We start from the raw sequence: 22169 nt of genomic DNA, 5'->3' as shown, positions 1-22169 counted from the left end.
CCGGAATCTTTCCTGGTCCGGCAGTTATTAACGAAAATTCTAACTCTTAATCCCGAAAAGCCGGGCTTTGTATTACGCGGTCCGTTTACAATTCTTCAATGAAATGATTTTCATACATATCCCAATACTTTTTATATACAAAATCCTCATTGCCGTTAAAATTTAATTGGTACATTCTAAATATTACGGGAATATTTTTGGGCTGCCACTGTTCTTCATACGAATAACAATATTTCATGCCCACTTTTTGCATAACCTTTCCGCTTCTCAGATTTTTCCTGTCATGAGTTGCCGTGATATAGGGAAGACCGTCTTTTTTTACCTGCTCAATAACAGCTTTCGCCGCCTCTGACACAATTCCCTGATGCCAAAATTCCTTTCGGAGTCCATAACCAAAGTCGTGATGTTCTTCCATATCAACTTTAATATAACCGATCGGAAGGTTATCACTTTTAAGGCAAATGGCGTATGCGTATGCTTGTGGTAATTCATATTTTGCTGCATATCTTTCATAGTAAAATTTTTTAGTTTCTTCAAGACTTTCATTTATAATTTCTTTCAGCGTATGTTGTGCGTTTTCGGCAGTTTCCCGGTGAATATATCCCCTTCGATATTACATATCTCTTTCACAAAAATCTTCAAACCATCAGCCAGCATTATGGTATCCTCATACTCGTCTATCTTCTTTATATTCTCGGTTACCGTAATATAGGAGCCGCCGCTCTTTTTTTCGTCCGGCTTAAAATAAGTCACGGTTATCTGTGGTTGTCTGGGAAGCAGTATCTGTAACATTGCCATTTTTTCGTCCAAAACAGCCTTTGCATCCTCATCCAGCTCCATTCTTTCTTCTGTCCGTCTTGCCGTCTCCCAAATAGCGGCTTCATGTCCGCTGAGAGCTGCAAACGGAGCAAATTGCGCTGCCCTGTCATGTATCGGCATCTGAGGATGGTGGGATGAGATATGATGCGGCAGACTGATAATATCGTCATAAGCATGTGAATTTCTATTTAACATCATTTATCTCCCTTCTATGCCTTATGGCCGCCAATCTGCTTATTGCGTTCTACCGCTGTCGCTCCTTCTTCCAGGTTCATGCCTTTCAGAATTGCATTTTTCCCGTATTTCTTTTTAATACTCAGCAGCGCCTGCTGCATTTTCTTTTCCCGCTGAAGCTCCGCTTCTTCCTCTTCCTTCTTTTTTTTCAGTGCCTCATAATCAGTGAATAGGTCAAGCTGCTCATATTCTTTCTCTCCCATTTCTGCTGTTCCTTCTGCAGCCAAACGATTTGCAGAAATATACATTCTTCTTACTAACAGATTTCTGTCAACAATTCTGTCATACAGCTCAGTAACCGCATTCAGGAGCAGCTTTGCAGAAGACGTCTTTTTCTTTAGATTTATTGTGCCATGGGCATGTTTTGGAGCCTTCCGGCCATAGCGGTCTGCAGAAATTTCACCCTTATACATCTTTTTAATGTCAGGGTCTTTCAGATTCTCTATATCATAGGAAACAGTCAGCACAAGCTGGTCTGTCACAAGCTCTTTGTCAACCAGGTCAAGTGCCAGCTGGTCCGTCATCTCACGAACGACAAGCCTTGCCTTTTGAAATGCATATGGACACGGCAGCACCTGGCCGGAACCGATACTTTTTTCTGCCGGTTTATAATTTTTAATATCAGCGATTGTGCAGGGTTCCCATCCCCAGGCATGGTCGATCAATAATTCCGCATTAACTCCAAACAGCTTATACAGCAGCTCTTCATTATGGTATTCATTTGGTTTTCCCATGGAGCAGCGTGCGATATCTCCCATGGTATACAGTCCATTTTGTTCCAGCTTTTTTGCATAACCCTTTCCGACTCTCCAAAAGTCGGTCAACGGCTGATGGTCCCAAAGTATTTTTCTGTAAGACATTTCATTCAGGCTTGCAATACGGACCCTTTCTTTGTCCGGGGGGATGTGCTTGGCAACAATATCCATGGCAACTTTCGCCAGATACATATTGGTTCCGATTCCCGCCGTTGCCGTTATACCAGTATTCTTAAGCACATCCTGCATGATACTTTTTGCAAGTTTACGGGGTGAAACGGCATATGTGCTCAAATAATTTGTAACATCCATAAAAACCTCATCAATCGAATAGACATGGATGTCCTCGGGGGCAATATATTTTAAATAAATATCATAAATACGTGTACTGTATTCCAGGTAGCAGGACATTCTCGGCGGAGCAATGATATAGTCCGCTGAAAGTTCCGGTGACGCATCTAATTCATTCGCATCATATGAGGAACCTGTGAAGGTGTGCCCGGGCGATGCACTTAAACGTCGGGCATTAACCTTTCGCATGGTCTGCACTACTTCAAATAATCTTGGCCGTCCGTGAATCCCATAGTTTTTTAGGGATGGTGACACAGCAAGGCATATGGTCTTTTCCGTGCGGCCTGCATCCGCTACAACAAGATTTGTGGTCAATGGGTCAAGCTGTCTTTCGCGGCATTCCACCGAAGCGTAAAAGGACTTAAGATCTATAGCTATATAAGTACGATTACCGGTCACATAAAATTCCTCCTTCATTTTCTGCCTCAGTGTTTCCATACTGATTACACAATGTATAAGGCATATCTGAATAGTTTTTTTATATTATATAGCATAGTATATTTATTCACTTAAATCAAGGCTTTGTCGAATATATGTTCTATCTTTATTAAAATACACGCATGGTTTTAACTCGGTTCACAGACCCATGACTCGTAAGCTTTCACACTGTCCCTCAGACGTTTCATTCCATCTTCCACCTGCTGCCTTGGACATGCCAGATTCATGCGCAGGAAGCCACTCCCGTTCCGGTAATCGTTTCCGTCTGACAGGTATAAGCCGCTGTGGCTGCGGATAAAACGACAGAGTTCCGATGAATCTCCAGTTATAGACCTGCAGTCAATCCAGAGCAGATATGTTGCCCTGGCGGGAACGGCGGATACACCTTTAATCTCATTTTTTATGTACTCCTCTGCATACCTCCTGTTCTCCCACAGATATTCTCTCAGGGCATCCAGCCATTCACCGCCCCTGCCAAATGCCGCGATCGGCGATATGGCTGCAAATACATTAGGCTCTGCCACTTCATCAGTATTCAGTCCTCGGACAACTTTATGCCTCAGATTGTCATTCGGAACAATCACAGCAGCCGTCTGAATCCCCGCCAGATTAAATGCCTTTGTAGGGGATACGCATGTGATGCTGTTATTCCGGCAGTTCTCCGATACAGAGGCAAACGGTGTATAATCATAACCAGGCTCTGTAATATCGCAGTGTATCTCATCTGATAAAACAGTCACGTGATATTTGACACATAAGTCCCCGATTCTCTGAAGTGTTTCTCTGTCCCAGATTTTCCCCACCGGATTATGGGGGTTGCAAAGGAGCAGAAGGGTCGTCTGGGTATCTTGAAGTTTTTCTTCCAAATCTGTAAAATCGATCTGATACGCATCTCCATCATATTTCAGTCGGTTCTCCAGTATATTCCTGCCATTATTCACGATGGAATGAAAGAATATGTTATATACCGGAGTCATTACTATCACATTCTCCCCGACAGTCGTAATCTTACGGACAATACTGGATATAGCGGGTACGACACCGGTACAAAAAACCAGCCACTCTCTTCTGATTTCAAACTGATGCCGGTTTTTCCACCAATTTTTGTAAGCCTCGTACCACTCATCTGTCACTATCGTATATCCGAATACTCTCTGTCCGGCTCTTTCCATCATACTTGCCGTTATTTCCGGCGCTGTCTGAAAATCCATGTCAGCCACCCACATGGGAAGTTCATTTTCATCCACATCCCATTTCATGGATCCTGTATTTCTGCGGTCTATCTTTTCATCAAATAGAAATTTCATTTCTTCTCCTCCTGTTCCCCTGTCTCAAACATGACTTCTACGGTTCCGCTTGCCAGGGTGTCTGCAAAATTTCCTGCATCTTCGATATGGCCGATCCTGGTATAGCTGTAAGATGTGCTGAAGTCCTCAAAAAAAGACAAGGCAGTCAGAGCCAAAGAGCATAATGTCTCCTGTATGGATACTGCCAAACTCATATCCTCAGTGAAGAAAACTCCGAACCAGCACCACTGCCCCAAAAAGGATCAGGATCGTTCCAAATATCCGGTTCATGGCTGACAGATGATTGTTCCCGGCTTTTTTCTTTAATAAGGTAACCACACCGGAAAGCGTTCCCCACCAAATATAAGTTCCGATAAACACACCGCAAACCAATCCGATTCCATCCGCAGGTTCCATCCGTCCATCAATACCAAACCAGGAAAACGCAAACAGAAACGTAAGGATGGCTGCCGGGTTTGTGATTCCCACTGCAAAGGAAGCCGCGAACATCCGGAAACCTCCGGCGTTGTCCGGCATATCCTGGGATCCTGCGTTTATTTTCGTGAACATGCTGATGCCCATGCCCAGAATCAAACAGCTTCCGATCATGTTCATAACGCTTTCATGCTGAAGCAGAAAAAATGCCCATCTGTTCCTTCCTCTCCATTCCTGTCTGTTCATCTGCCGGATTTTTTTTTGCTAAACCGCCATCTTCTCCGAATCTTGTTCCATTGTGCAGGTAATGACTGTTTTATCCGGATCTACTTTATCTTTTTCAATAATCAATTCCTTAATGTAATCCGCCCGGATGCTTCCTCCCGACGGATTCATGACGCTGTCAATCTTCCCGTTAATTTCTGCATCCACAGTAGAATACTCGAATGCAAGGGTGGTATTCAGCAGTCTGCAGTTTTTCATGACAAGATTGTCGATATAGCACATTCCCTGCAGACTTTCTACCGTACAGTTGATCAGAGTCAGGTTCCTGGCATTCCAGCCCAGATATTCCCCTGAAATAAAGGAATCATATACAGTCACGTTTTCGCTGTTCCAGAAAGCATCTTTTGAAAGCAGTCTGGCATTATGGATTTCCATATTTTTAACCCCGTCAAAGGAATAATTACCAACTAACTGAAAATCCCGAAGCTTCATATTCCGGCTGTTCATGGCAAAGTAGTCACCCCTGGCCCTTACCTGCTCCATAATAACATCTTCACAGTTCCACAGAGTTTCTGTCGCATTGGGAAAATTCACATTTTGAAGGGTCACGCCATGACATCGTCGGAAATTCTTCGGTGCCTCAATAACTGCATTCTTTACCATGATATTGTCTGTATACCAAACACCAGCGCGGCCCATCTCAAACCATGTACAGTCCTCAGCGGTAATATTCTTACAGTACCATAAGGGATACTTCCACTTGAACATGCTGCCGTAAAGTTCAATATCATGACTTTCCTTCAGCGGTGACTCCCCATCTGCAAATATGGTGTCGTATATTTTTAAATTCTCACCATTAAAAAGTGCACGTTCCCCTGTTAGATACTCCTGTCTGATTTCTTTCATTTCCTGTCTCTCCTTTTATTTTGAAATATTATCATTTTGTTTTTCTTCTACCGCGGTCACAAAGTCATCCGTTGCATCAAATGTCCCTATCCTGGTATATTCTCCCGTAATTTCAGCGTCCCGGTAAAACAATACAATACGGTTAGGGTCCGAGTAATAGACTTCCCCGGCCTTTTCCGATGTCACGGTTTCCGAATCGGAAGGGATATCCTATTCCTTATAAACTGAAATTGTAATGGTACCATTCAGTTTATCAATATCCTCTTTACCGGAGAGAATAGTTCCAAGCTCATACAGGCTGCTGTTCGGGTCACAGGGAGCATAGAACATCACTACATCTCCCCACGGTTCGTAGTAGGACAAAGACCCAGTTTCACCACCGCTTAACGGGGTACCCGATGTATCCAGCTTCTGCGTAGGATAAAAAGTCATTTCATTGCTGCTGAAAGGCTTCACTTCCATTGTCAGCGGCAGCTGTGCATACAATGCTTTGGCAGCCTGACTGTTGTTCAGTTCATAAATCATTTCATAATTCGCTGATTTTACAGATATTTTCATAGTATTGTTCTCCTCTTTGTCTGTTGGTCCGCTTTCATTCTGTTCCGTCTGCTGTATATCATTTTTTTCAACTGCTTTATGATTTTCCGGATTGTTCTGCTGTGCCGGATCCGCGGATGTGTTATACGGGATTCCCGTGCTGTTTGAATTCCCGCATCCGGTTATGCCAAGCAGCAGGAATATTACAGCGATTAAAATTATCATTCTTTTCATATCCATCCTCCTGATACCGGCAGAGCAGACCTTTTCCGGGCATTTATAGTGGTGTACGGAATCGGCTCTGTGCTCTGCCTTGGCCGCCCGGTCAATACAAAAGGGCGGAACCTGAGCTTCATCACGGAAATGCCAATTTTATAGAAATGCCCCATTGCAGACCTGCAGCACCTGTCCCCGGACTGCTTTTCCCATTTTGCTCGCAAGATATAAACAGGCATACGCCTGATCCAAAGGGTCGCATTCCGGTCCCGGAAAATACACATAATGTCCGCTGTATTCCAGCATTTTTGCTCCGCCCGGCTGCTCACCAGCCCTGTTTGCCAGATGCGCCGGCGTAACCGTTGCCCCCGGAGCCACCGCATTGCATCTGATATTGGTATCTACCAGCCTCATGGCAACATTTTTTGTCAGGGTATTGAGTGCCCCTTTTGTGGACGTATTCCTTCTACTACCTGATCCAGTTTTTCTCTTCCTCTGGCAGTGAGCACAACACTGGCGCCTTCTTCGGCAAACAGTTCCGCCATAGACTGCCCCATTCCATAACTTGCCCCGGTAATCATTGCCACTTTTCCATCTAACATTTTTGCTTCCATAATATTCAAAGCTCCTTTTTTAATCTGCTGAATTCCTGTTTACAAGCTTCTTCCAAACGCTCTTAATTCGTCCAACTTCTCTTCGGATTTATTCTGCTTGTCAAATGCCGTAAAGATTCCCATATTTTCCAGATTCAGATAATCCAGAAATGAATTCTCATATTCATAGACTGCTCCGTCATAAACCTTGTCGCTGCCGGAGCTTAAAATCAGCGCCGCTTTTTTCAGGTTCTTTGGTTTATCTAAGGCATAGATGCGGTTAATGGCGCATTGCAGCTGTCCGGTAAAGCTGTGGTAATAAACAGGGGATGCCAGTACGATCATTTCAGCTTCTGATAAAAGGGGATAGATCTCCTGCATATCATCCTTCTGTATACAGACTCCGTTTCCTTTTGTATGGCAGTATTCACATGCCAGACATCCGGATATATGTTTGCTGCAGACCGGGATAACTGTGATATTGTGATGTTTCTCTGCCGCTCCTTCTAAGAAAGCCGAGACCAATGCGGCAGTATTCCCATTCTTTCTGGGGCTGCCGTTCAACACTAAGATATTCATAAATGCCCTTCTTTCTACTCACTCTATAAGCTGTTTATTTTTTCAGCTGGTAAACAAGGTAATCCAGACAGGAGATATGTTCTTCCTCTTTATGTACCTTGCTTAGAAGCTGCTTTCTGTGTTTTTCCAGTAAAAACAGCTGTTCACTCAAATTTTCCGAGTCATAGCATTTCATGAAATATTCAATCATATCTATACTGCATCCCGCATCTTTGAGATTTTGAACAACTGTTTCTCTGGTCTCAAGATTTATCATTCTACTATCGTCACCTTCTCTCTGATCTTTCAGGCAATATACGGCAACTTCTGTTCTCCATATCAGTATAATCTGTAAATAATAAAATAGCCAATACTTATATTATATTGATTGTTATAGTTAAAACCTATACTATTTTGTGTTAATGTATTATAAATCTAATTGTAAAGGAAATTTCCAGATGGAATTACGGATACTTCATGATTTTCTGGAGATAGCAAGAAAATAGAGTATTGTAAGGACAGCTGCATCGCTTCCTCTCCCAGCCAGCACTTTCAATACTTTCGACATAAATTAAAAATATGGAGGAGGAATTTGGCAAGCAGTTTCTGATATGGGGAACAAACGATTCACGAAAGGTCACTCTGACAGAAGAAGGAATGACCTTGTGCAAACAAGCAGATGAGATATTGAAGAAATATTAGAATTGGTCAAAAAGGTAGCAATTGAGATCACATTTTCATTCTTTTTCTGCATGGCAATAGCATGCAACACTATTCCTATATTAACTGCTGAAGTTTTTCCCGAATGTTGTCAGTTCCTTTTATACCTATCATAGGAACAGATATGTTCTCTTCCGAAAGCCGCTTAACAATTTTTTCTACAAATAACCCCATTCCATTGATTTCTGCATTATAGTCTGATGTTGTGTCTACACCACAATTTGGAGATCGGTTTGCCCCAATCATGCCGATAACTTCAAATCCGTATTTTTTATACTCCACAATTTGTTGTACTACAAGATCTGCCAGCCCTGCCAGTTTTATATTCAAGCTGTCATTTTTCATTGCTGAACGTATTCTTGTATTCTCTACCACTACCGGACTATCTGCTCCGTAGATATTTCCCCTGTCAAGTCCTAAACAGCAAAACTCCGGACAAGGCATTTGGACGATACCAACATCAGAATTTAAGAAAAAATCAATAACCTCTTTAAATGCTGCCGGATATACCGCCGTTCCATCGGAAATAGAATTTTGGTTTAAAAGGCAATGTGCAATAAAAACAACTTTTTTACTTCTCTTATCATGGAACATATTTTATCCTCACACTTTCAAATATTCAACCGGTTAACCTGAAAATCACTTCTATAGCTTCATGGCTCATACTTCTATTCCGCTGTAGGAGATACGCTTTCTATCAGAGATAGTTCTCTATCCTGCATTGCTCTACAATGCGTTTTCCCAACAATGTGATGGCCTGTCTGGGGCAGCGGTTGATGCAGCGATAGCACATTGTGCATTGATTACCCGACTTAGCTCTGCCATCCACCAGAGTAATGTTTTTCATGGGACACACTGCCGCGCATAGTCCGCAGCCGGTACATTTATGAGTATTTATTTTCAATTGATCTGTATAGTGCTTTGTCCGGTTATAAAAGTAAAGCCGTTGTCCAAATAGGCCTGCCAGATGATAAAAGGGTCCGATGCCCTCCTGAGGCGGAGTTCCATTTTTTGTTTTGTATGCGGCTTCAGCGGCCTTTTTTCCCGCATCTGCAACAAGATGCCTGTTTTTCTCAATTGAACGTTTGAGTGCTTTTTCGTCGCTGATACTGTCCGGCATTTTCAAATGCAGCCCACCAGTGATCACAGCACCGTGCTGATGTAACATACGTGCCAGCAAGCCGGCTCCGTCACCGCTGAACAGGCCCATTGTTGCAATGACAAAAACCCGCTTGTTCTTCCACAGCTGATGATGCTGATCCACAAAATCTTTCACGATTTTCGGAAGGTTACTGAACTGTACGGGATAACTGAATACGAGATCCTCATGTTCTCTGATTTTTATGAGCAGTTCTTCATTTTCAATACTGAACGCCTCTGCTCCCGAATCATATTCCTGTAGAAACTTCTCAATACAATATTTCGAGTTTCCCGTTCCGCTAAAATATATTCCAATCATCTATTGCCCCTTTCACTCTTTACCCCTTTTCGCTACACCTTATATTCTAAAATGCCGACAGCTCGAATGAACTTCCACATTTTCCTCATTGCTTTCCATCCTTCCCGAATTCCCGCTTTTATATCATGGTTTTCTATAAAGAACATAGCCGCTGTTTTCGGAATCAAACAATGTGAACCCACACGAAACTGTTATTGGCAGTATTCCAAAATCTTCTTCGCTGCTGTCTTCGCATTTATAAGTCTGCTATGCACCGGTTTTCACGGATATTTAACTTTCTGATATTTTAGAAGGATCATCCAAATAAAACGCAATGTATCCGCAGGACGGGCATACTGCACAATGTACCTTACCCAGAGTTTCTTTAAAAATACCGGGCTTTGTTATTTTCAGTCCATATGCCGCGCCTTCCACTTTTACATCAAAATTCTCTTTTAGTTTAACCTCACATCTAATACATTTTCTCATCCTGCTGCCTCCACGATTTTCCTGTTCTGCAAGTTAATATTGTCTGACAATGCCTCCGTTTACTTTTCGACTGAAAGAAACGGGGGAAAGGTATCGGAACTCCGGCTGCGCTGCATTGTTTCTGTGTGCACATCAAAACATCTGCCATTGTATTCATAGTGCAGTTTTCCGTCTTCATTATAAAAACGATGTTCCGCTTGAAACGCCACAGGTTTGAAGCGCTCACCTTGTATGGGTTGATCCCGATACAGCACCTGATCTTCTGATAATTTCAGCACATTATCTTCAAGACGGACATCATAAATCCCACTTACCACAGCCTCTGCCGCCACACTTTTTCCTGAAGCTGAAACAAACCGAAAAAATCCGGTCACAGCATTCGTGCTCTTCCGTTCTGCCAATTCAAATCGGAACAAGGATACCGCACTAAAATCCTTTCGCAGTTCCTCCCGTTGGCCATCCTCTCCCATAAGCCATATTTTCTCATTTGATATGATAAACAAATCCAACTGAAATCCACTTTGAGAATATTTCAGATTAGAAAAAGATATTTGATCCGAGTATACGCCCTGCAGCGCACCGTTTTCCAATTTGTAGATCAGTTCCTCTGTAAATAGCGTTCTGCCATTCACATTCGCCTCAATAAAGTTAATAATTTCTTTCATTCTGAAATTCTCCTTCTCCAACCGGGGTATCTTGCCTCTGTTATCTCTTCCTTTTCCGGCATACTGCCCTTGATACGGCTAACTCTATGATAACATATACAGAGCTTATTTTCATCCGATTGCGTTACATTTACCAATGAATATTCTTACGGTTCTGCTGTCTGTTTTCCCCATGTTTAAACTGTATTGTGTTCCCACACCGGAAGATGACACAATATTCAATATAAAGTCAGCTAAATGGTTTTATTATATAAGTCTTGACTTTGTGCAACTAGTTGCATATAATGAATAGGTAACCAGTTGCATATCGGAGGCGTGTTTATGAACAGAACAGAAAAAGAAGAGTTTATAATCGGAAGTATTTCTTTGCTTTCAAATAAAATAACACTGTTTGGGGATTCTATATTCCCTGATATCACTTTCAAGCAATGGTTCTTGCTGATGATGATTTCTAAAATGGAACTCCAGGATAAGAATCTCAATAATATTGCTGAATTTGTAGGAACCACAAGACAAAATGTCAAAAAAATGCTGGTGCCATTGGAAAACAAGGGATATGTGATGATTGGAAAATCCAAGAAAGATGCGAGGGCTTTAAAAGTTGAATTGACAGAAAAAGCATATCAGTATTTTGCTGAAAATAATGAACCCACTGCTTGTGAAGCCAACCGATTATTTTCATCATTTTCAGTCAATGAAATTGACAGTTTCATTTATGCTCTTGAAAAATTACTCGGTTGTTTTGAAACTTATGGGAAGGACAGGTAAAGATATGGATAATACGAAACCAATCATTAAGTATTTAGATGTACTCATAATTCTGCTGCTGTTGATTGTAACAATTTTAGGTGTATGTTCTTTTCATACTTCATTTTCCTATGAGTTTGTGAATCAATATGGACAGAAAGTACAAATGTGGGGAGCCGGTATCTATGCTCATGATTCTTATTTTAAAGCACCTATTTTTATTGGCTCTGATTTTACAATCCTGTTATTTGTTGTTCCGCTGTCAATTGTCACTTTTTTTAAAGCAAAGAAAAAACAGAGTGTGGAATATGATATACGCAGTTTTGGAATTGTCAGTTTGCTGCTTTACTATTCTGCAAGTCTGGCCTTTGGTGTTACCTATAACCGTTTACATTTAATATATATCGCACTATTTGGTATGTGCTCTTTCAGCGTAAGTGTATTATTTGCAAAATTGCATGCAGCCGGTGTCCGGCAGGGAAAGGTCTGCTCATATCCTTTTACAAAAGGAATGAAGGTATTTTTACTGGCGGCAGGCATATCACTGTTTGCTGCATGGCTTCCCGATATTATAATATCCGTTGCAAAGGGAACATCGCTGGAATTGATTGAAGTATACACTACGGAAATCACGTATGTACTCGATATGGGCATTATAAGTCCCTTAATATTCATTACATATTATTTAGTCAGACATGGAAATTTTATCGGATATGTTTTTCTCCGAATGATTTTTAAAATATGTATGTGTATTGGTATTATGCTCCCTGTTCAGACTTTTTTCCAACTGTCCGCAGGTATTTCAATACCCATACCGGCCTTAATAACGAAATGCCTTACCTTTGTTGTCATGGCTTTTTTTGCTGCTTACTTTGATTATCGTCTAAAACGGGAAACACATTATATTTCGTCAGTGGATAACTATAACGAAGGAAGGCATTAGCCGTATCTTAAGGATCTGACGCACCGGAGGATAGATTCCGGCCTGCAGTGTGGATTTTCCTCCCCGGCGGGAATAATGTGGTCAATAAAATACGATACCGCTTAATGTTTATTCTTTTTCCATTTTGCGTAACCGGCAGCGTTTTCTATATTCCGTTGGAAGCATCTGTGTCTGCTCTTTAAAAGCCTGCGTAAATTTCCCCTGATTCACATACCCTACCTGCCCGGCAATATCCGCCATGCTGTCATCCGTCTGAGAAAGCAGGAGCATGGCCTGGCGGATGCGGTACTCTTTCATATAAGCAGCTATGGGTTTCTCATACACAGCTTTGAAAATCTTTTTCAGGGTGGTGGTATTGATCAGATATTTTTTTGACAATTCCTCTATGGTAAATCGCTTTGATAAGTCAGCGGTTATAAAATCATGGATTTCCCGGATCAGAACCGTTAATTCTGACTGATAGGATGTCAGCCTGTTCACATGGGACGGTTTAAGCTGCTCCAGGTAAAGTAAAAGCTCCAGCATTTTGATTCTGTAGTAGGAAGGCAGCAGCTTTTGGGGAACTTCAAAAAGGCAGGAAAAAATGCCGGAGATTTCAGGACTTGCAGGCAGGGACAGAGGTGTCTGCCCGGGACAGAGCTTCTTCAAAAGTGCCCTGCCATTCAGGCCGGCATCCTTGAGCAATTCCGGAACATGATTTTCCAGAACTTCCATATCAAACAGAACGGTAATCCCTTCATAACCTCCCAGGGGCAGAGTGATCGTGGAGTCAGCACAGCAGTCCATTGTGTGGATTTCCAGATCACCGGCGCCTAAAAAGACAGAGGAACCGTCCCTCATATCCCATCCGATCCTTCCTCTATGGCAATAATTCACCTCCAGAACATCAGAAAACAGCTCATGGTGCATGGTGAACCTTTCAGAATGAAAATGGATAACAGACAATTCAATCCCGGGAAGGACCTCTAAACTATCTTTCATAATCTCTCCTCTTTCCCTCGTATTCTCAGGCTCAATTCTACCATATGGTTTTTATTCCGTCACCTGATTTTTATGAGAAAAAATATAATATTAATCCAATCGGAAATACTTTTTACCCAAATGGAAGGATGACACCGGAATCAGTTGACCAAACAAAGCCGCTGAAATATAGTAGGAACATAAAGTTAGAAGACGCTAACATAAGGAGAAACGAAATGACTTTAAAAGAACTGAAGATTGGAAAAACAGCCATTATACATTCTGTCGGCGGAAGCGGGGCGCTGCGCCAGCATTTTCTGGATATGGGACTGATTCAGGGGACGGAGGTAACGGTTGTCAAATACGCACCCATGGGAGACCCCATCGAATTAAAGCTCCACGGATACGAACTGACCATCCGGCTTGATGATGCGGAAAAAATCCAGGTAGAAGAAATCCACCGCACTTCTGAAAAAGAAGAGGAAAAAATAAAGATCACGGAAGCACCCCATCCCGGATACGGAGAAGGCGGAAAATACCACGCAAAAGAGCAGGAAAATCCCCTTCCGGACAGTGAAATCCTTACCTTTGCGCTTGTGGGCAACCAGAACTGCGGCAAGACCACCTTGTTTAATCAGCTGACCGGCTCCAATCAGCATGTGGGAAATTTTCCCGGTGTTACCGTAGACCGAAAAGACGGGGTGATAAAAGGCCATAAAAACACACGGATCACAGACCTCCCGGGTATCTATTCCATGTCGCCTTACAGCAGCGAAGAAATTGTGACAAGGGAATTTCTGTTGAAAGACAGACCCAAAGGAATCATCAATATCGTGGATTCCACCAATATGGAGCGCAACCTGTATCTGACCATGCAGTTGATGGAATTAAACATGCCCATGGTCGTAGCGTTAAACATGATGGATGAACTGTTGGAGAACGGAGGTTCCGTGAAGGTCAATGATATGGAAGCATTTCTGGGTGTGCCGGTAGTGCCCATTTCCGCATCTAAGGGAGAAGGCATCGAAGAACTGGTAAAACATGCAGTCCATGTTGCCAAATATCAGGAAGCTCCTGCCAAAACAGATTTCTGCGCAGACACCGGAAGCGGCATTCACAGAGGACTCCACGCAGTGATGCATCTGATCGAAGACCACGCCAGGACCGAAAACATTCCCATACGTTTTGCAGCCAGCAAAATCATGGAAGGCGATAACCGGATTCTGGAGCAGCTTGATTTAAGCCAGAATGAAAAGGAAATGCTGGAACACATTGTGATCCAGACAGAGGAAGAGACAGGGATGGACCGCGCCTCGGCAGTGGCGGACATGCGTTTTGCCTATATTAACCGCGCATGTGACACAGCAGTCATGAAACCAAAAGAAAGCAGGGAACGGCTGCGGAGCAAAAGAATGGACCGCATACTTACCGGAAAATACACAGGGATTCCCTCTTTTATCGGAATCATGGCTGTGGTCTTCTGGCTGACCTTCAATGTGATAGGCGCATGGCTTCAGGGTGCGCTGGAAGCGGTGATCACATGGATGACACAACTTGCAGACAGCGCCATGACGGCAGCACACGTAAATGAAGCTGTACACTCTCTTATCATTGACGGTATCTTCAGCGGTGTGGGAGGCGTGCTAAGCTTTCTTCCCATCATTGTGACTCTGTTTTTCTTTCTGTCCCTTCTGGAGGACAGCGGCTATATGGCAAGAGTTGCGTTTATTATGGATAAGCTTCTGCGTAAACTCGGCTTATCCGGCAGAAGTATCGTTCCCATGCTGATCGGATTCGGCTGTACGGTTCCCGGCGTGATGGCCAGCCGGACTCTGTCTTCAGAGAGAGACCGGAAGATGACCATTTTACTGACCCCGTTTATGAGCTGTACTGCAAAGCTTCCCATATATGCGTTTTTTACAGAGGCATTTTTCCCGGATCGGGCAGCGCTTGTAATGATCGGATTGTATGTGTTCGGGATTTTGACAGGCATACTGATGGCATTGCTTTTTAAGAGTACCATGTTCAGGGGAGAACCGGTTCCTTTTGTGATGGAGCTTCCCAATTACCGCATGCCGGGAGCAAAAAACGTGGGACAGCTGCTCTGGGAGAAAGCAAAGGATTTTCTTGAAAGGGCTTTTACCGTTATTTTTATTGCAACCATTATCATCTGGTTCCTGCAGAGCTTTGATATGAGTCTGAATATGGTCTCAGACTCCAAAGACAGTATTCTTGCTGCCATTGCCGGTGTGATCGCTCCTGTTTTTTCACCCCTTGGGTTTGGAGACTGGAGGATTTCCACAGCTCTGGTCAGTGGATTTATGGCAAAAGAAAGCGTTGTTTCTACACTGACCGTTCTTTTTGGCAGGACAGATATGCTGCTCGGCACACTGACAACCGCAGGCGCAGCTGCTCTTCTTGTCTTCTGTCTGTTGTATACGCCGTGCGTAGCGGCGGTTGCCTCCATCAAAAGGGAACTTGGCGGAAAATGGGCCTGTGCAGTTGTTGCCGGGCAATGCGTGATCGCCTGGATTGCGGCACTGCTTGTACATATAGCGGCCGGAATGTTTTAAAAACCGGCGGTAGTCGCAAATCAGAATAAACCTTTATAAAATAGCAAAAAGCTGCCGCTCTTTTTCGGAGAGCCCGGCAGCTTTTTGCATGTCATCTCATTGTCCGCCAAACGGTGTTTGAAATGGGGAAACGGTTAGCTTCTCTTACTCAATCTGCCAGTTCAGCGCAGCGCAGGCATAGATGGATGCCGCTATGGGAAGCGCTTTATCACTGAAGCAGACTTTTGGATTATGATGCGCATAGGATATAGCAGTCTCCTCCTGCTTTGCTCCCACCATAAAATAGGAGGAGGGTACTTTTTGTGCGTAGAATGCAAAATCCTCGGAGCCCATGGTATGAACATCGGGGAAAATTTTCAGCTCCGGAGACATTTCCTTAAACGCTTTGGCAAAATGTTCATTTTGTGATTCCTCACAGTTGAGGACCGGAACATCACTGAGCACTTCAATTTCAGCCCGGACACGGTAAGTGGCCGCTACCCCGCTGACAACTTCTTCAATGCGCCGGATCATCTGTACATGCGTTTTTTCATCAAATGTCCGGAGCGTACCCTGGAGGACTGCCTGCTCAGGAATCACATTCGCTGCATTTCCGGCGGTAAACTGTCCGATCGTCAGCGCCGCCTCTTCCGCAGGATCACACTCACGCGCCATCAATTCCTGCAGAGCCAGGTAAATGTGGACTCCTGCGTTGATAGGATCGATACCATTCTGCGGCATGGCTCCATGAGTTCCCTTTCCTGTCAGTATGATCTTAAATCCATAGACAGAAGCGTATTCCTGTGTTCCATATGCCACAACACCTGCCGGAAATTCGGAGGCTACATGGAGACCAACCGCTGCATCCACTTTAGGATTTTCCAATACACCGTCATGTATGGCTGCCTCTGCCCCGAGGAAAGTTTCTTCCGCAGGCTGGAATAAAAGCTTGATGCATCCTTTCAGTTCCCTCTCATGCACTTTCAGCAATTTTGCTGCTCCCAGAAGGGCTGCTGTGTGCAGATCATGACCGCAGGCATGCATATTCCCATTCTCTGAGGCGTAAGGCAGTCCTGTCTCCTCCTGCATAGGCAGCCCATCCATATCTGCCCGGAGCATCAGACACTGCTCTCCCTTTCCCAGACATCCCACAACACAATTTCCTTCTACTTTCGTCTCAAAAGGAATTTGAAATTCCGCCAGCTTTTTCTGAACAAAGGCACTGGTCTTTGGAAGTACAAGACCGATTTCCGGTATCTTATGCAGCTCATGTCTCCATTTTGTCAATTCCTCCTGTATTTCCATGGCCTCCTGAAAAATTTTTGTATTCATTTGCATTCTCCTCTTTTGGGTTTTAAAAGTTTATCTGTTATGTACGACTTTATAAAGTAGTATACAATAACCCGCTTAAAAAGCAAGCGCTTTTCAGCGTTCACTTTTACCTAACTAATTTTATCCATTTTCATTGACAAACTGGATAATTTTGGTATAATATAATAATAACAGTAACAATTATCATTTATCAAAGGAGGTTTCCATGAATCATTTACCAAAGAGTGTGCGTGTCCCCATCGAGCCGGATAACCCATCCATTATGCGTGACGAATCGCTGTGCATAAAATGCGGACAGTGCAAGAACATCTGCACAGATTATATAGGTGTTCATGATACCTACGAATTAGAAGATACGAACAACCGGGCAGTCTGTATCAACTGCGGTCAGTGCGCAAATGTCTGTCCTGTCTCCAGTATCACCGAAAAATATGAATACCAGGATGTAAGAAATGCAATCGCTGATCCGGATAAAATTGTCATTTTCAACACCTCCCCCTCCGTAAGAATCGCTTTAGGGGAAGAATTTGATCTGTCCGGCGGAAGTTTTGTACAGGGAAAAATGATCGCTTTACTGCGGAAATTGGGTGGTGATTATGTATTAGACACCAATTTTGCAGCCGACCTGACAATCATGGAGGAAGCCAGTGAGTTAATTGAGCGTGTTACAAAGAAGACTGCGCCTCTCCCCCAGTTCACAAGCTGCTGCCCTTCCTGGGTAAAATACGCAGAAACCTATCATCCGGATATCCTAGCACATATCTCTTCATCCAAGAGTCCTATCGGTATGCAGGGTCCCACAGTCAAAACTTATTTTGCGAAAAAAATGGGGCTGGACCCGGCAAAAATCGTCAATGTAGCTGTCACCCCCTGTACTGCCAAGAAATTCGAGATCCGCCGCGGGGAAATGAACGCAGCCTCCAAATATCTTGATATTGAGGATATGCGCGATATGGACTATGTGATCACCACCAGGGAACTGGCAAAATGGGCGAAAGAAGAGAACATTGATTTTGCGTCCCTGAAAGACTCAGACTACGATTCCTTTATGGGGGAGGCCTCCGGCGCAGGCGTCATATTCGGAAATACAGGAGGTGTCATGGAGGCTGCTCTGCGCACTGCCCATCAGTTCATTACAGGCAATCCCGCCCCTGCTGATTTTTATAATCTAAAATCCGTCCGCGGTATGGAATCCGTAAAAGAAGCAGAAGTGACCATCGGCCCGCTCAAATTAAAAGCTGTTGTAATCTTTGGCACAAAGGCAGCCACAGAATTCATCCGAAAATGGCGCAGCAGCGGACAAACCTATCATTTTATCGAAGTCATGACCTGTCCGGGCGGCTGCATCGGCGGCGGCGGCCAGCCAAAGGGAACTTTGTTAAAGGGAGACGAACTGCGCAAAGAACGAATTGCCGGCTTATATAAGCGCGATGATGAGATGAAGCTGCGCAACAGCCATGACAATGCTGAAATCCAGCAATTGTATCGAGAATTTTACGGCCAGCCGCTCAGCAGGCTGGCAGAAGAAATGTTACATACAAACTATATAGACAGAAGCAAAGATCTGGGAGGAAAAACAATGGAGAAATATCGCTGTAAAATCTGTGGTTATATACATGAAGGACCATTAACAGAAGGCTTTACCTGCCCTGTGTGCAAACAGCCGGCAACCGCATTTGAAAAAATCGAAGAAAAACAGGCTTCATCCGAAAATCCTTATGCCGGAACGAAAACAGAGAAAAACCTGATGGAAGCTTTTGCCGGTGAAAGCCAGGCACGCAACAAATACACCTATTTTGCCAATATTGCAAGTCAGGAAGGCTATGACCAGTTATCGGAAATCTTCCTTAAAACGGCCCGCAATGAACAGGAGCATGCCCGGATCTGGTATCAGGAGCTGGGGCATCTGGGACACACCGCCCAGAATCTGCTGGCAGCAGCCGAAGGAGAAAACTATGAATGGACGGACATGTATGACCGCATGGCAAAAGACGCCGAAGAAGAAGGCTTCCCGGAATTGGCAGAACGATTCCGCAGAGTAGGCGCAATCGAGAAGTCCCATGAAGAGCGTTACCGTGCCCTTCTTAAAAATGTAGAGATGCAGCAGGTATTTGAAAAAGGGGAGGAAACCATGTGGGAATGCCGTATCTGCGGACATTTGGTTATGGGGAAAAAGGCACCTGAGGTATGCCCTGTCTGCAAGTATTCACAGAGTTATTTTGAAGTAAGGAAAGAAAACTATTAATATTGGCGCCTCCCCGTACTCCCGGGGAGGCGTTTCGATTCAACCAATACGCCAAATCAAAGGACACAAAATCACACAGACAATCGTTGTAAGCAGCAATAAAGGTACTCCTACTTTCATATAATCAGAAAAACGACATCCGGAAACCGACATTAAGTATGCATTCAGCGGTGTCGCCATCGGCGTTGCAAAAGAGCTGCCCGCTGCCACACAGACCATCATCAGGGCTGCCACAGGACTGACATTCAACTGCTGTGCAACAGAAAGACCAATGGGATAAAAAACGGCTGCCGTGGCACCGTTGGACATAAACTGCGTGATGATCACAATAAGAACGAAGAAAACGACCAAAATAAATGTCTTATTCGTCTCCTCCCCAAACAACCGCAAAAAAGTGTCGGAAATCAAAGGGGCTGCTCCGGACTTGGAAATTGCAGCGCCCAGAGTCAGAAGACTTGCAAACATAAGTGTTGTAGGCCAATTCACATAGGAAAACGCCTCTTTCTCCGTTACCGTCCTGCTGACGATCAATACCAGACTTCCGAAAAATGCAGCCATGTGGATTGGAAGATGGATTATATTTTCCAACATCATACAGATAACCACCGATGCAAAAACCATCAAAGTAAATATGCATTGTCCTTTCCTGTATACGTTATCCTGCTTTTCTGTGTCGTTTATGGCAGACTCCGTTACAGACTGAGAAGGCGACAGTCTGTAGCCGATAAAATACATATAAATATAACCCGTAATGCAAAGAGGAAGACCTATCTTCCCAAAATCCCAGAATCCGACAGTACCTGCACCCGCCTCTTCCAAAAATGTTCTTACCATTACATTCCCGGAAACACCTATAATAGTAAGCATGCCTCCAAGGATACTCCCCACCGCTATGCTCATTGTCATTTTTGGAAGACGGTATGCTTTGTTTGATTTCGCTATACCTACCGCAAATGTAGCCACCACCGCCGCGGTTGCCATATTGCTGAAAAATGCAGACAGCAGCATGGAAAGCAGCAGCAGGCGCATAACAATTTGTTTTTCAGACACGGCATGCCAAAGCAGGCAATTTCCGATAAATGCGGAGGCTCCTGATTTCAAAAGCGAACCACTGATGATAAACATAAAGATGACCAGAAGCGTAGAACTGTTTACCAGATTGACAAACAGTTCCGATACAGATACAATCCCGGAGAGATAAAGTGCAGCCAGAATAAGCAGGGATGTGGCAGTCATATTCATCCAGGTTGTGGAATAAAAAACCACTGCGCAAAGCAGAATGACCAACGTGATCAGAATTTCTGTATTCATAACACTTTACCTCCGGAAAATTTTACGTCCTTCTGTTTAGGGAATCAGAATACACACGATCATTTCTGTAAGCAGACATGCCAGTGCAGGAATAATGGTTCTCTTGATAATTGTCGTAATAGGTACATTACAGCCGCCGCTGACGATCATGGTCGTAGGCGCAATGGGATTGACAGCACTGGCAAGGCTTCCGCCAAAAATCAGGATACGCACCATATTGACCAGTTCGCCTTCTGATGCAGCAAAAGCCGCATACAGTGATGAAAACAAAGGAAGTGTTCCGCTGATGGAACTGCCGATACCTATCAGGATAAATGCCGCAATGGCACCGATCACTGCAATGGTAATTGTCCCTCCCCCGGCCCCCGCAAATGCTCCGGCCAGTATTTTCAAACCACCTACCTGATTCAGCGCCGCCGAAAATACATTGATACCGATAAGAATAGATACGACACTGACAAATGCTTTACCCATTCCTTCAAAAAGAGCCTTGGAATCTTCAAAAGTCCGGCGTATATTACGTTTCCGGATAATTTCAATGATCATGACCAAAAGGAACGACATAAAATTGGCAGCTACTACGGAGATTGTAATATACTGCTGTACAATAGGGCTGAAAACAATCACCAGTAATACCGGAAGTACCGGAAAAACTGCATAGAATTTAGGAATCCCAAGCTCTTTCACATCCTTTAATTCCGGAAGTTCCGAACGGCTTACCAGCACTCCTTCTTTTTTATCAAAGTATTTGTTCACAAGAATAAATACAATGGTCCCCACTACGATCATACAAATCACCGGAAGAATCTCTTTTGTCACAAAATAAACGGGAATAGAAATATTCTCCAGTCCTGCACCGTTAAAAGCAGTAAGCGCCAGCGTGTTGGAAGGCCCCCAGACAATAGCAGTTGCAACCATTAAAAGGGATGCCGATGTCTCTTTACTGATACCCACAGCTATCAAAACCGGAAAGACAGTTGCTATCAGAAGAGAAACTTCGCTCGAGCTGGAAGGAATGGCAAGCTTCACGATTACGACCAGCACAAAAGTGGCAAAAATCAATATTTCCGAATGTTTTATTTTCCGCAGCGGTCTTGCCACTACGATGCTGAACAATTCTGCTGCCTTTACATGCGTCATATAGCCCACATATCCCATGACTACCATAATTACAAGGCCTGTAGAACCAAGCGATGTGGTAATGGCATTTGCCATTACTTCAAAAACATCTACAACCGCGTTACCGGAACCGCCCTCGGCAATGGCACTCTGGCCGGTTATCAGTGTTGTCACCAGCAGAACCACAAATCCAATACCAAGAAAAGCTGTTGCAGTATAATACTTTCTTGCCACAATGATCAAGATCATGGCAATCATGACTAGTGTAACAAGAATGCGGATAGCGTCACCCATA

The 22169-nt window shown here is 43.8% G+C and carries 25 protein-coding genes; 4 read left to right on the top strand and 21 right to left on the bottom strand.

Features of this window, described 5'->3' with window-relative positions:
* Window positions 1-85: 85 nt before the first annotated feature.
* The 17 genes from WMO65_RS21485 to WMO65_RS21405 all read right to left on the bottom strand — a co-directional run bounded on the left by WMO65_RS21485 (window position 86) and on the right by WMO65_RS21405 (window position 10665).
* Window positions 86-550 (bottom strand): GNAT family N-acetyltransferase, encoded by a 465-nt coding sequence (locus WMO65_RS21485; RefSeq protein ID WP_243128860.1) that lies wholly within the window; start codon window positions 548-550, stop codon window positions 86-88.
* Between the two features lie 8 nt (window positions 551-558).
* Window positions 559-1017 (bottom strand): hypothetical protein, encoded by a 459-nt coding sequence (locus WMO65_RS21480; RefSeq protein WP_306799942.1) that lies wholly within the window; start codon window positions 1015-1017, stop codon window positions 559-561.
* Window positions 1018-1028: 11 nt separating this feature from the next.
* Window positions 1029-2576 (bottom strand): Y-family DNA polymerase, encoded by a 1548-nt coding sequence (locus tag WMO65_RS21475; protein ID WP_148393661.1) that lies wholly within the window; start codon window positions 2574-2576, stop codon window positions 1029-1031.
* Between the two features lie 149 nt (window positions 2577-2725).
* Complete coding sequence (locus tag WMO65_RS21470) at window positions 2726-3904, bottom strand: MalY/PatB family protein (protein ID WP_148393660.1); 1179 nt, start codon at window positions 3902-3904, stop codon at window positions 2726-2728.
* Window positions 3901-4092, bottom strand: coding sequence for a cyclophilin-like fold protein (locus tag WMO65_RS21465; protein WP_187370686.1), 192 nt, complete (start codon window positions 4090-4092; stop codon window positions 3901-3903). Before WMO65_RS21465 ends, WMO65_RS21470 begins: the two co-directional genes overlap by 4 nt.
* Window positions 4093-4102: 10 nt before the next feature.
* On the bottom strand, window positions 4103-4564 hold the full coding sequence (locus WMO65_RS21460; protein ID WP_148393659.1) for a LysE family translocator: 462 nt from the start codon (window positions 4562-4564) through the stop codon (window positions 4103-4105).
* Window positions 4565-4582: 18 nt separating this feature from the next.
* Window positions 4583-5449 (bottom strand): DUF3737 family protein, encoded by an 867-nt coding sequence (locus WMO65_RS21455; protein WP_148393658.1) that lies wholly within the window; start codon window positions 5447-5449, stop codon window positions 4583-4585.
* Between the two features lie 15 nt (window positions 5450-5464).
* A complete protein-coding gene (locus tag WMO65_RS21450) occupies window positions 5465-5656 on the bottom strand; it encodes a cyclophilin-like fold protein (RefSeq protein ID WP_187370685.1) in 192 nt (63 codons plus the stop codon).
* A gap of 3 nt (window positions 5657-5659) precedes the next feature.
* On the bottom strand, window positions 5660-6220 hold the full coding sequence (locus WMO65_RS21445; protein WP_148393657.1) for a cyclophilin-like fold protein: 561 nt from the start codon (window positions 6218-6220) through the stop codon (window positions 5660-5662).
* A 138-nt stretch (window positions 6221-6358) separates the two neighbouring features.
* Window positions 6359-6616 (bottom strand): SDR family oxidoreductase, encoded by a 258-nt coding sequence (locus tag WMO65_RS21440; RefSeq protein ID WP_197064073.1) that lies wholly within the window; start codon window positions 6614-6616, stop codon window positions 6359-6361.
* Between the two features lie 14 nt (window positions 6617-6630).
* Window positions 6631-6816, bottom strand: a complete 186-nt coding sequence (locus tag WMO65_RS21435; protein WP_033139557.1) for an SDR family NAD(P)-dependent oxidoreductase — start codon at window positions 6814-6816, stop codon at window positions 6631-6633.
* 39 nt (window positions 6817-6855) lie between these two features.
* Window positions 6856-7374 carry a flavodoxin family protein gene (locus WMO65_RS21430; RefSeq protein WP_033139556.1) on the bottom strand — a complete coding sequence of 173 codons (519 nt, stop codon included), beginning with the start codon at window positions 7372-7374 and terminating at the stop codon, window positions 6856-6858.
* 34 nt (window positions 7375-7408) lie between these two features.
* Window positions 7409-7630, bottom strand: a complete 222-nt coding sequence (locus WMO65_RS21425; protein ID WP_033139555.1) for a MerR family transcriptional regulator — start codon at window positions 7628-7630, stop codon at window positions 7409-7411.
* Window positions 7631-8130: 500 nt separating this feature from the next.
* Window positions 8131-8667: a CD3072 family TudS-related putative desulfidase gene (locus WMO65_RS21420; RefSeq protein ID WP_148393656.1), complete on the bottom strand. Its 537-nt coding sequence runs from the start codon at window positions 8665-8667 to the stop codon at window positions 8131-8133.
* A gap of 103 nt (window positions 8668-8770) precedes the next feature.
* Window positions 8771-9532: an EFR1 family ferrodoxin gene (locus WMO65_RS21415; protein ID WP_148393655.1), complete on the bottom strand. Its 762-nt coding sequence runs from the start codon at window positions 9530-9532 to the stop codon at window positions 8771-8773.
* 270 nt (window positions 9533-9802) lie between these two features.
* Window positions 9803-10000: a nucleic acid-binding protein gene (locus tag WMO65_RS21410; protein WP_148393654.1), complete on the bottom strand. Its 198-nt coding sequence runs from the start codon at window positions 9998-10000 to the stop codon at window positions 9803-9805.
* A 59-nt stretch (window positions 10001-10059) separates the two neighbouring features.
* Complete coding sequence (locus tag WMO65_RS21405; protein WP_148393653.1) at window positions 10060-10665, bottom strand: hypothetical protein; 606 nt, start codon at window positions 10663-10665, stop codon at window positions 10060-10062.
* A 321-nt stretch (window positions 10666-10986) separates the two neighbouring features.
* On the opposite strand from WMO65_RS21405, the gene WMO65_RS21400 reads away from it, so the two are divergent.
* Together WMO65_RS21400 and WMO65_RS21395 are read left to right on the top strand one after the other, a co-directional pair.
* A complete protein-coding gene (locus WMO65_RS21400; protein ID WP_052098935.1) occupies window positions 10987-11433 on the top strand; it encodes a MarR family winged helix-turn-helix transcriptional regulator in 447 nt (148 codons plus the stop codon).
* A gap of 4 nt (window positions 11434-11437) precedes the next feature.
* Window positions 11438-12355 (top strand): hypothetical protein, encoded by a 918-nt coding sequence (locus WMO65_RS21395; RefSeq protein WP_148393652.1) that lies wholly within the window; start codon window positions 11438-11440, stop codon window positions 12353-12355.
* A gap of 108 nt (window positions 12356-12463) precedes the next feature.
* On the opposite strand, the gene WMO65_RS21390 is transcribed toward WMO65_RS21395, so the two are convergent.
* Window positions 12464-13336, bottom strand: a complete 873-nt coding sequence (locus tag WMO65_RS21390; RefSeq protein WP_148393651.1) for a helix-turn-helix domain-containing protein — start codon at window positions 13334-13336, stop codon at window positions 12464-12466.
* Between the two features lie 215 nt (window positions 13337-13551).
* On the opposite strand from WMO65_RS21390, the gene feoB reads away from it, so the two are divergent.
* Window positions 13552-15888, top strand: a complete 2337-nt coding sequence (gene feoB, locus WMO65_RS21385) for a ferrous iron transport protein B (protein WP_148393650.1) — start codon at window positions 13552-13554, stop codon at window positions 15886-15888.
* Window positions 15889-16032: 144 nt separating this feature from the next.
* Here feoB and WMO65_RS21380 read toward each other — a convergent pair whose 3' ends face one another.
* Entirely contained in the window at window positions 16033-17199 is a 1167-nt protein-coding gene (locus WMO65_RS21380) for a M20 metallopeptidase family protein (protein WP_148393649.1), read from the bottom strand.
* Window positions 17200-17404: 205 nt separating this feature from the next.
* On the opposite strand from WMO65_RS21380, the gene rbr reads away from it, so the two are divergent.
* On the top strand, window positions 17405-19444 hold the full coding sequence (gene rbr, locus WMO65_RS21375) for a rubrerythrin (protein WP_148393648.1): 2040 nt from the start codon (window positions 17405-17407) through the stop codon (window positions 19442-19444).
* A 39-nt stretch (window positions 19445-19483) separates the two neighbouring features.
* On the opposite strand, the gene WMO65_RS21370 is transcribed toward rbr, so the two are convergent.
* Window positions 19484-20755, bottom strand: a complete 1272-nt coding sequence (locus WMO65_RS21370; RefSeq protein WP_148393647.1) for an SLC13 family permease — start codon at window positions 20753-20755, stop codon at window positions 19484-19486.
* A gap of 36 nt (window positions 20756-20791) precedes the next feature.
* Complete coding sequence (gene dcuC / locus WMO65_RS21365) at window positions 20792-22168, bottom strand: C4-dicarboxylate transporter DcuC (RefSeq protein WP_033139542.1); 1377 nt, start codon at window positions 22166-22168, stop codon at window positions 20792-20794.
* Window position 22169: the final 1 nt, after the last annotated feature.

The sequence above is a fragment of the Blautia caccae genome (assembly GCF_040095955.1).
In the GTDB taxonomy this organism is placed as follows: Bacteria; Bacillota; Clostridia; order Lachnospirales; family Lachnospiraceae; genus Blautia; species Blautia celeris.
This window is presented reverse-complemented; position numbering and strand designations above follow the sequence as displayed.

Excerpts from the sequence above, each read along its gene's own strand:
- WMO65_RS21400 (WP_052098935.1), top strand. The coding sequence starts at position 10,987 with ATGAACAGAACAGAAAAAGAAGAGTTTATAATCGGAAGTATTTCTTTG.
- WMO65_RS21405 (WP_148393653.1), bottom strand. The coding sequence starts at position 10,665 with ATGAAAGAAATTATTAACTTTATTGAGGCGAATGTGAATGGCAGAACG.
- WMO65_RS21410 (WP_148393654.1), bottom strand. The coding sequence starts at position 10,000 with ATGAGAAAATGTATTAGATGTGAGGTTAAACTAAAAGAGAATTTTGAT.
- WMO65_RS21480 (WP_306799942.1), bottom strand. The coding sequence starts at position 1,017 with ATGATGTTAAATAGAAATTCACATGCTTATGACGATATTATCAGTCTG.
- WMO65_RS21420 (WP_148393656.1), bottom strand. The coding sequence starts at position 8,667 with ATGTTCCATGATAAGAGAAGTAAAAAAGTTGTTTTTATTGCACATTGC.
- WMO65_RS21445 (WP_148393657.1), bottom strand. The coding sequence starts at position 6,220 with ATGAAAAGAATGATAATTTTAATCGCTGTAATATTCCTGCTGCTTGGC.
- WMO65_RS21415 (WP_148393655.1), bottom strand. The coding sequence starts at position 9,532 with ATGATTGGAATATATTTTAGCGGAACGGGAAACTCGAAATATTGTATT.
- WMO65_RS21390 (WP_148393651.1), bottom strand. The coding sequence starts at position 13,336 with ATGAAAGATAGTTTAGAGGTCCTTCCCGGGATTGAATTGTCTGTTATC.
- rbr (WP_148393648.1), top strand. The coding sequence starts at position 17,405 with ATGAATCATTTACCAAAGAGTGTGCGTGTCCCCATCGAGCCGGATAAC.
- WMO65_RS21430 (WP_033139556.1), bottom strand. The coding sequence starts at position 7,374 with ATGAATATCTTAGTGTTGAACGGCAGCCCCAGAAAGAATGGGAATACT.
- WMO65_RS21475 (WP_148393661.1), bottom strand. The coding sequence starts at position 2,576 with ATGAAGGAGGAATTTTATGTGACCGGTAATCGTACTTATATAGCTATA.
- WMO65_RS21435 (WP_033139557.1), bottom strand. The coding sequence starts at position 6,816 with ATGGAAGCAAAAATGTTAGATGGAAAAGTGGCAATGATTACCGGGGCA.
- WMO65_RS21380 (WP_148393649.1), bottom strand. The coding sequence starts at position 17,199 with ATGAATACAAAAATTTTTCAGGAGGCCATGGAAATACAGGAGGAATTG.
- WMO65_RS21395 (WP_148393652.1), top strand. The coding sequence starts at position 11,438 with ATGGATAATACGAAACCAATCATTAAGTATTTAGATGTACTCATAATT.
- WMO65_RS21470 (WP_148393660.1), bottom strand. The coding sequence starts at position 3,904 with ATGAAATTTCTATTTGATGAAAAGATAGACCGCAGAAATACAGGATCC.
- dcuC (WP_033139542.1), bottom strand. The coding sequence starts at position 22,168 with ATGGGTGACGCTATCCGCATTCTTGTTACACTAGTCATGATTGCCATG.
- WMO65_RS21440 (WP_197064073.1), bottom strand. The coding sequence starts at position 6,616 with ATGAGGCTGGTAGATACCAATATCAGATGCAATGCGGTGGCTCCGGGG.
- WMO65_RS21455 (WP_148393658.1), bottom strand. The coding sequence starts at position 5,449 with ATGAAAGAAATCAGACAGGAGTATCTAACAGGGGAACGTGCACTTTTT.
- WMO65_RS21460 (WP_148393659.1), bottom strand. The coding sequence starts at position 4,564 with ATGAACAGACAGGAATGGAGAGGAAGGAACAGATGGGCATTTTTTCTG.
- WMO65_RS21425 (WP_033139555.1), bottom strand. The coding sequence starts at position 7,630 with ATGATAAATCTTGAGACCAGAGAAACAGTTGTTCAAAATCTCAAAGAT.
- feoB (WP_148393650.1), top strand. The coding sequence starts at position 13,552 with ATGACTTTAAAAGAACTGAAGATTGGAAAAACAGCCATTATACATTCT.
- WMO65_RS21370 (WP_148393647.1), bottom strand. The coding sequence starts at position 20,755 with ATGAATACAGAAATTCTGATCACGTTGGTCATTCTGCTTTGCGCAGTG.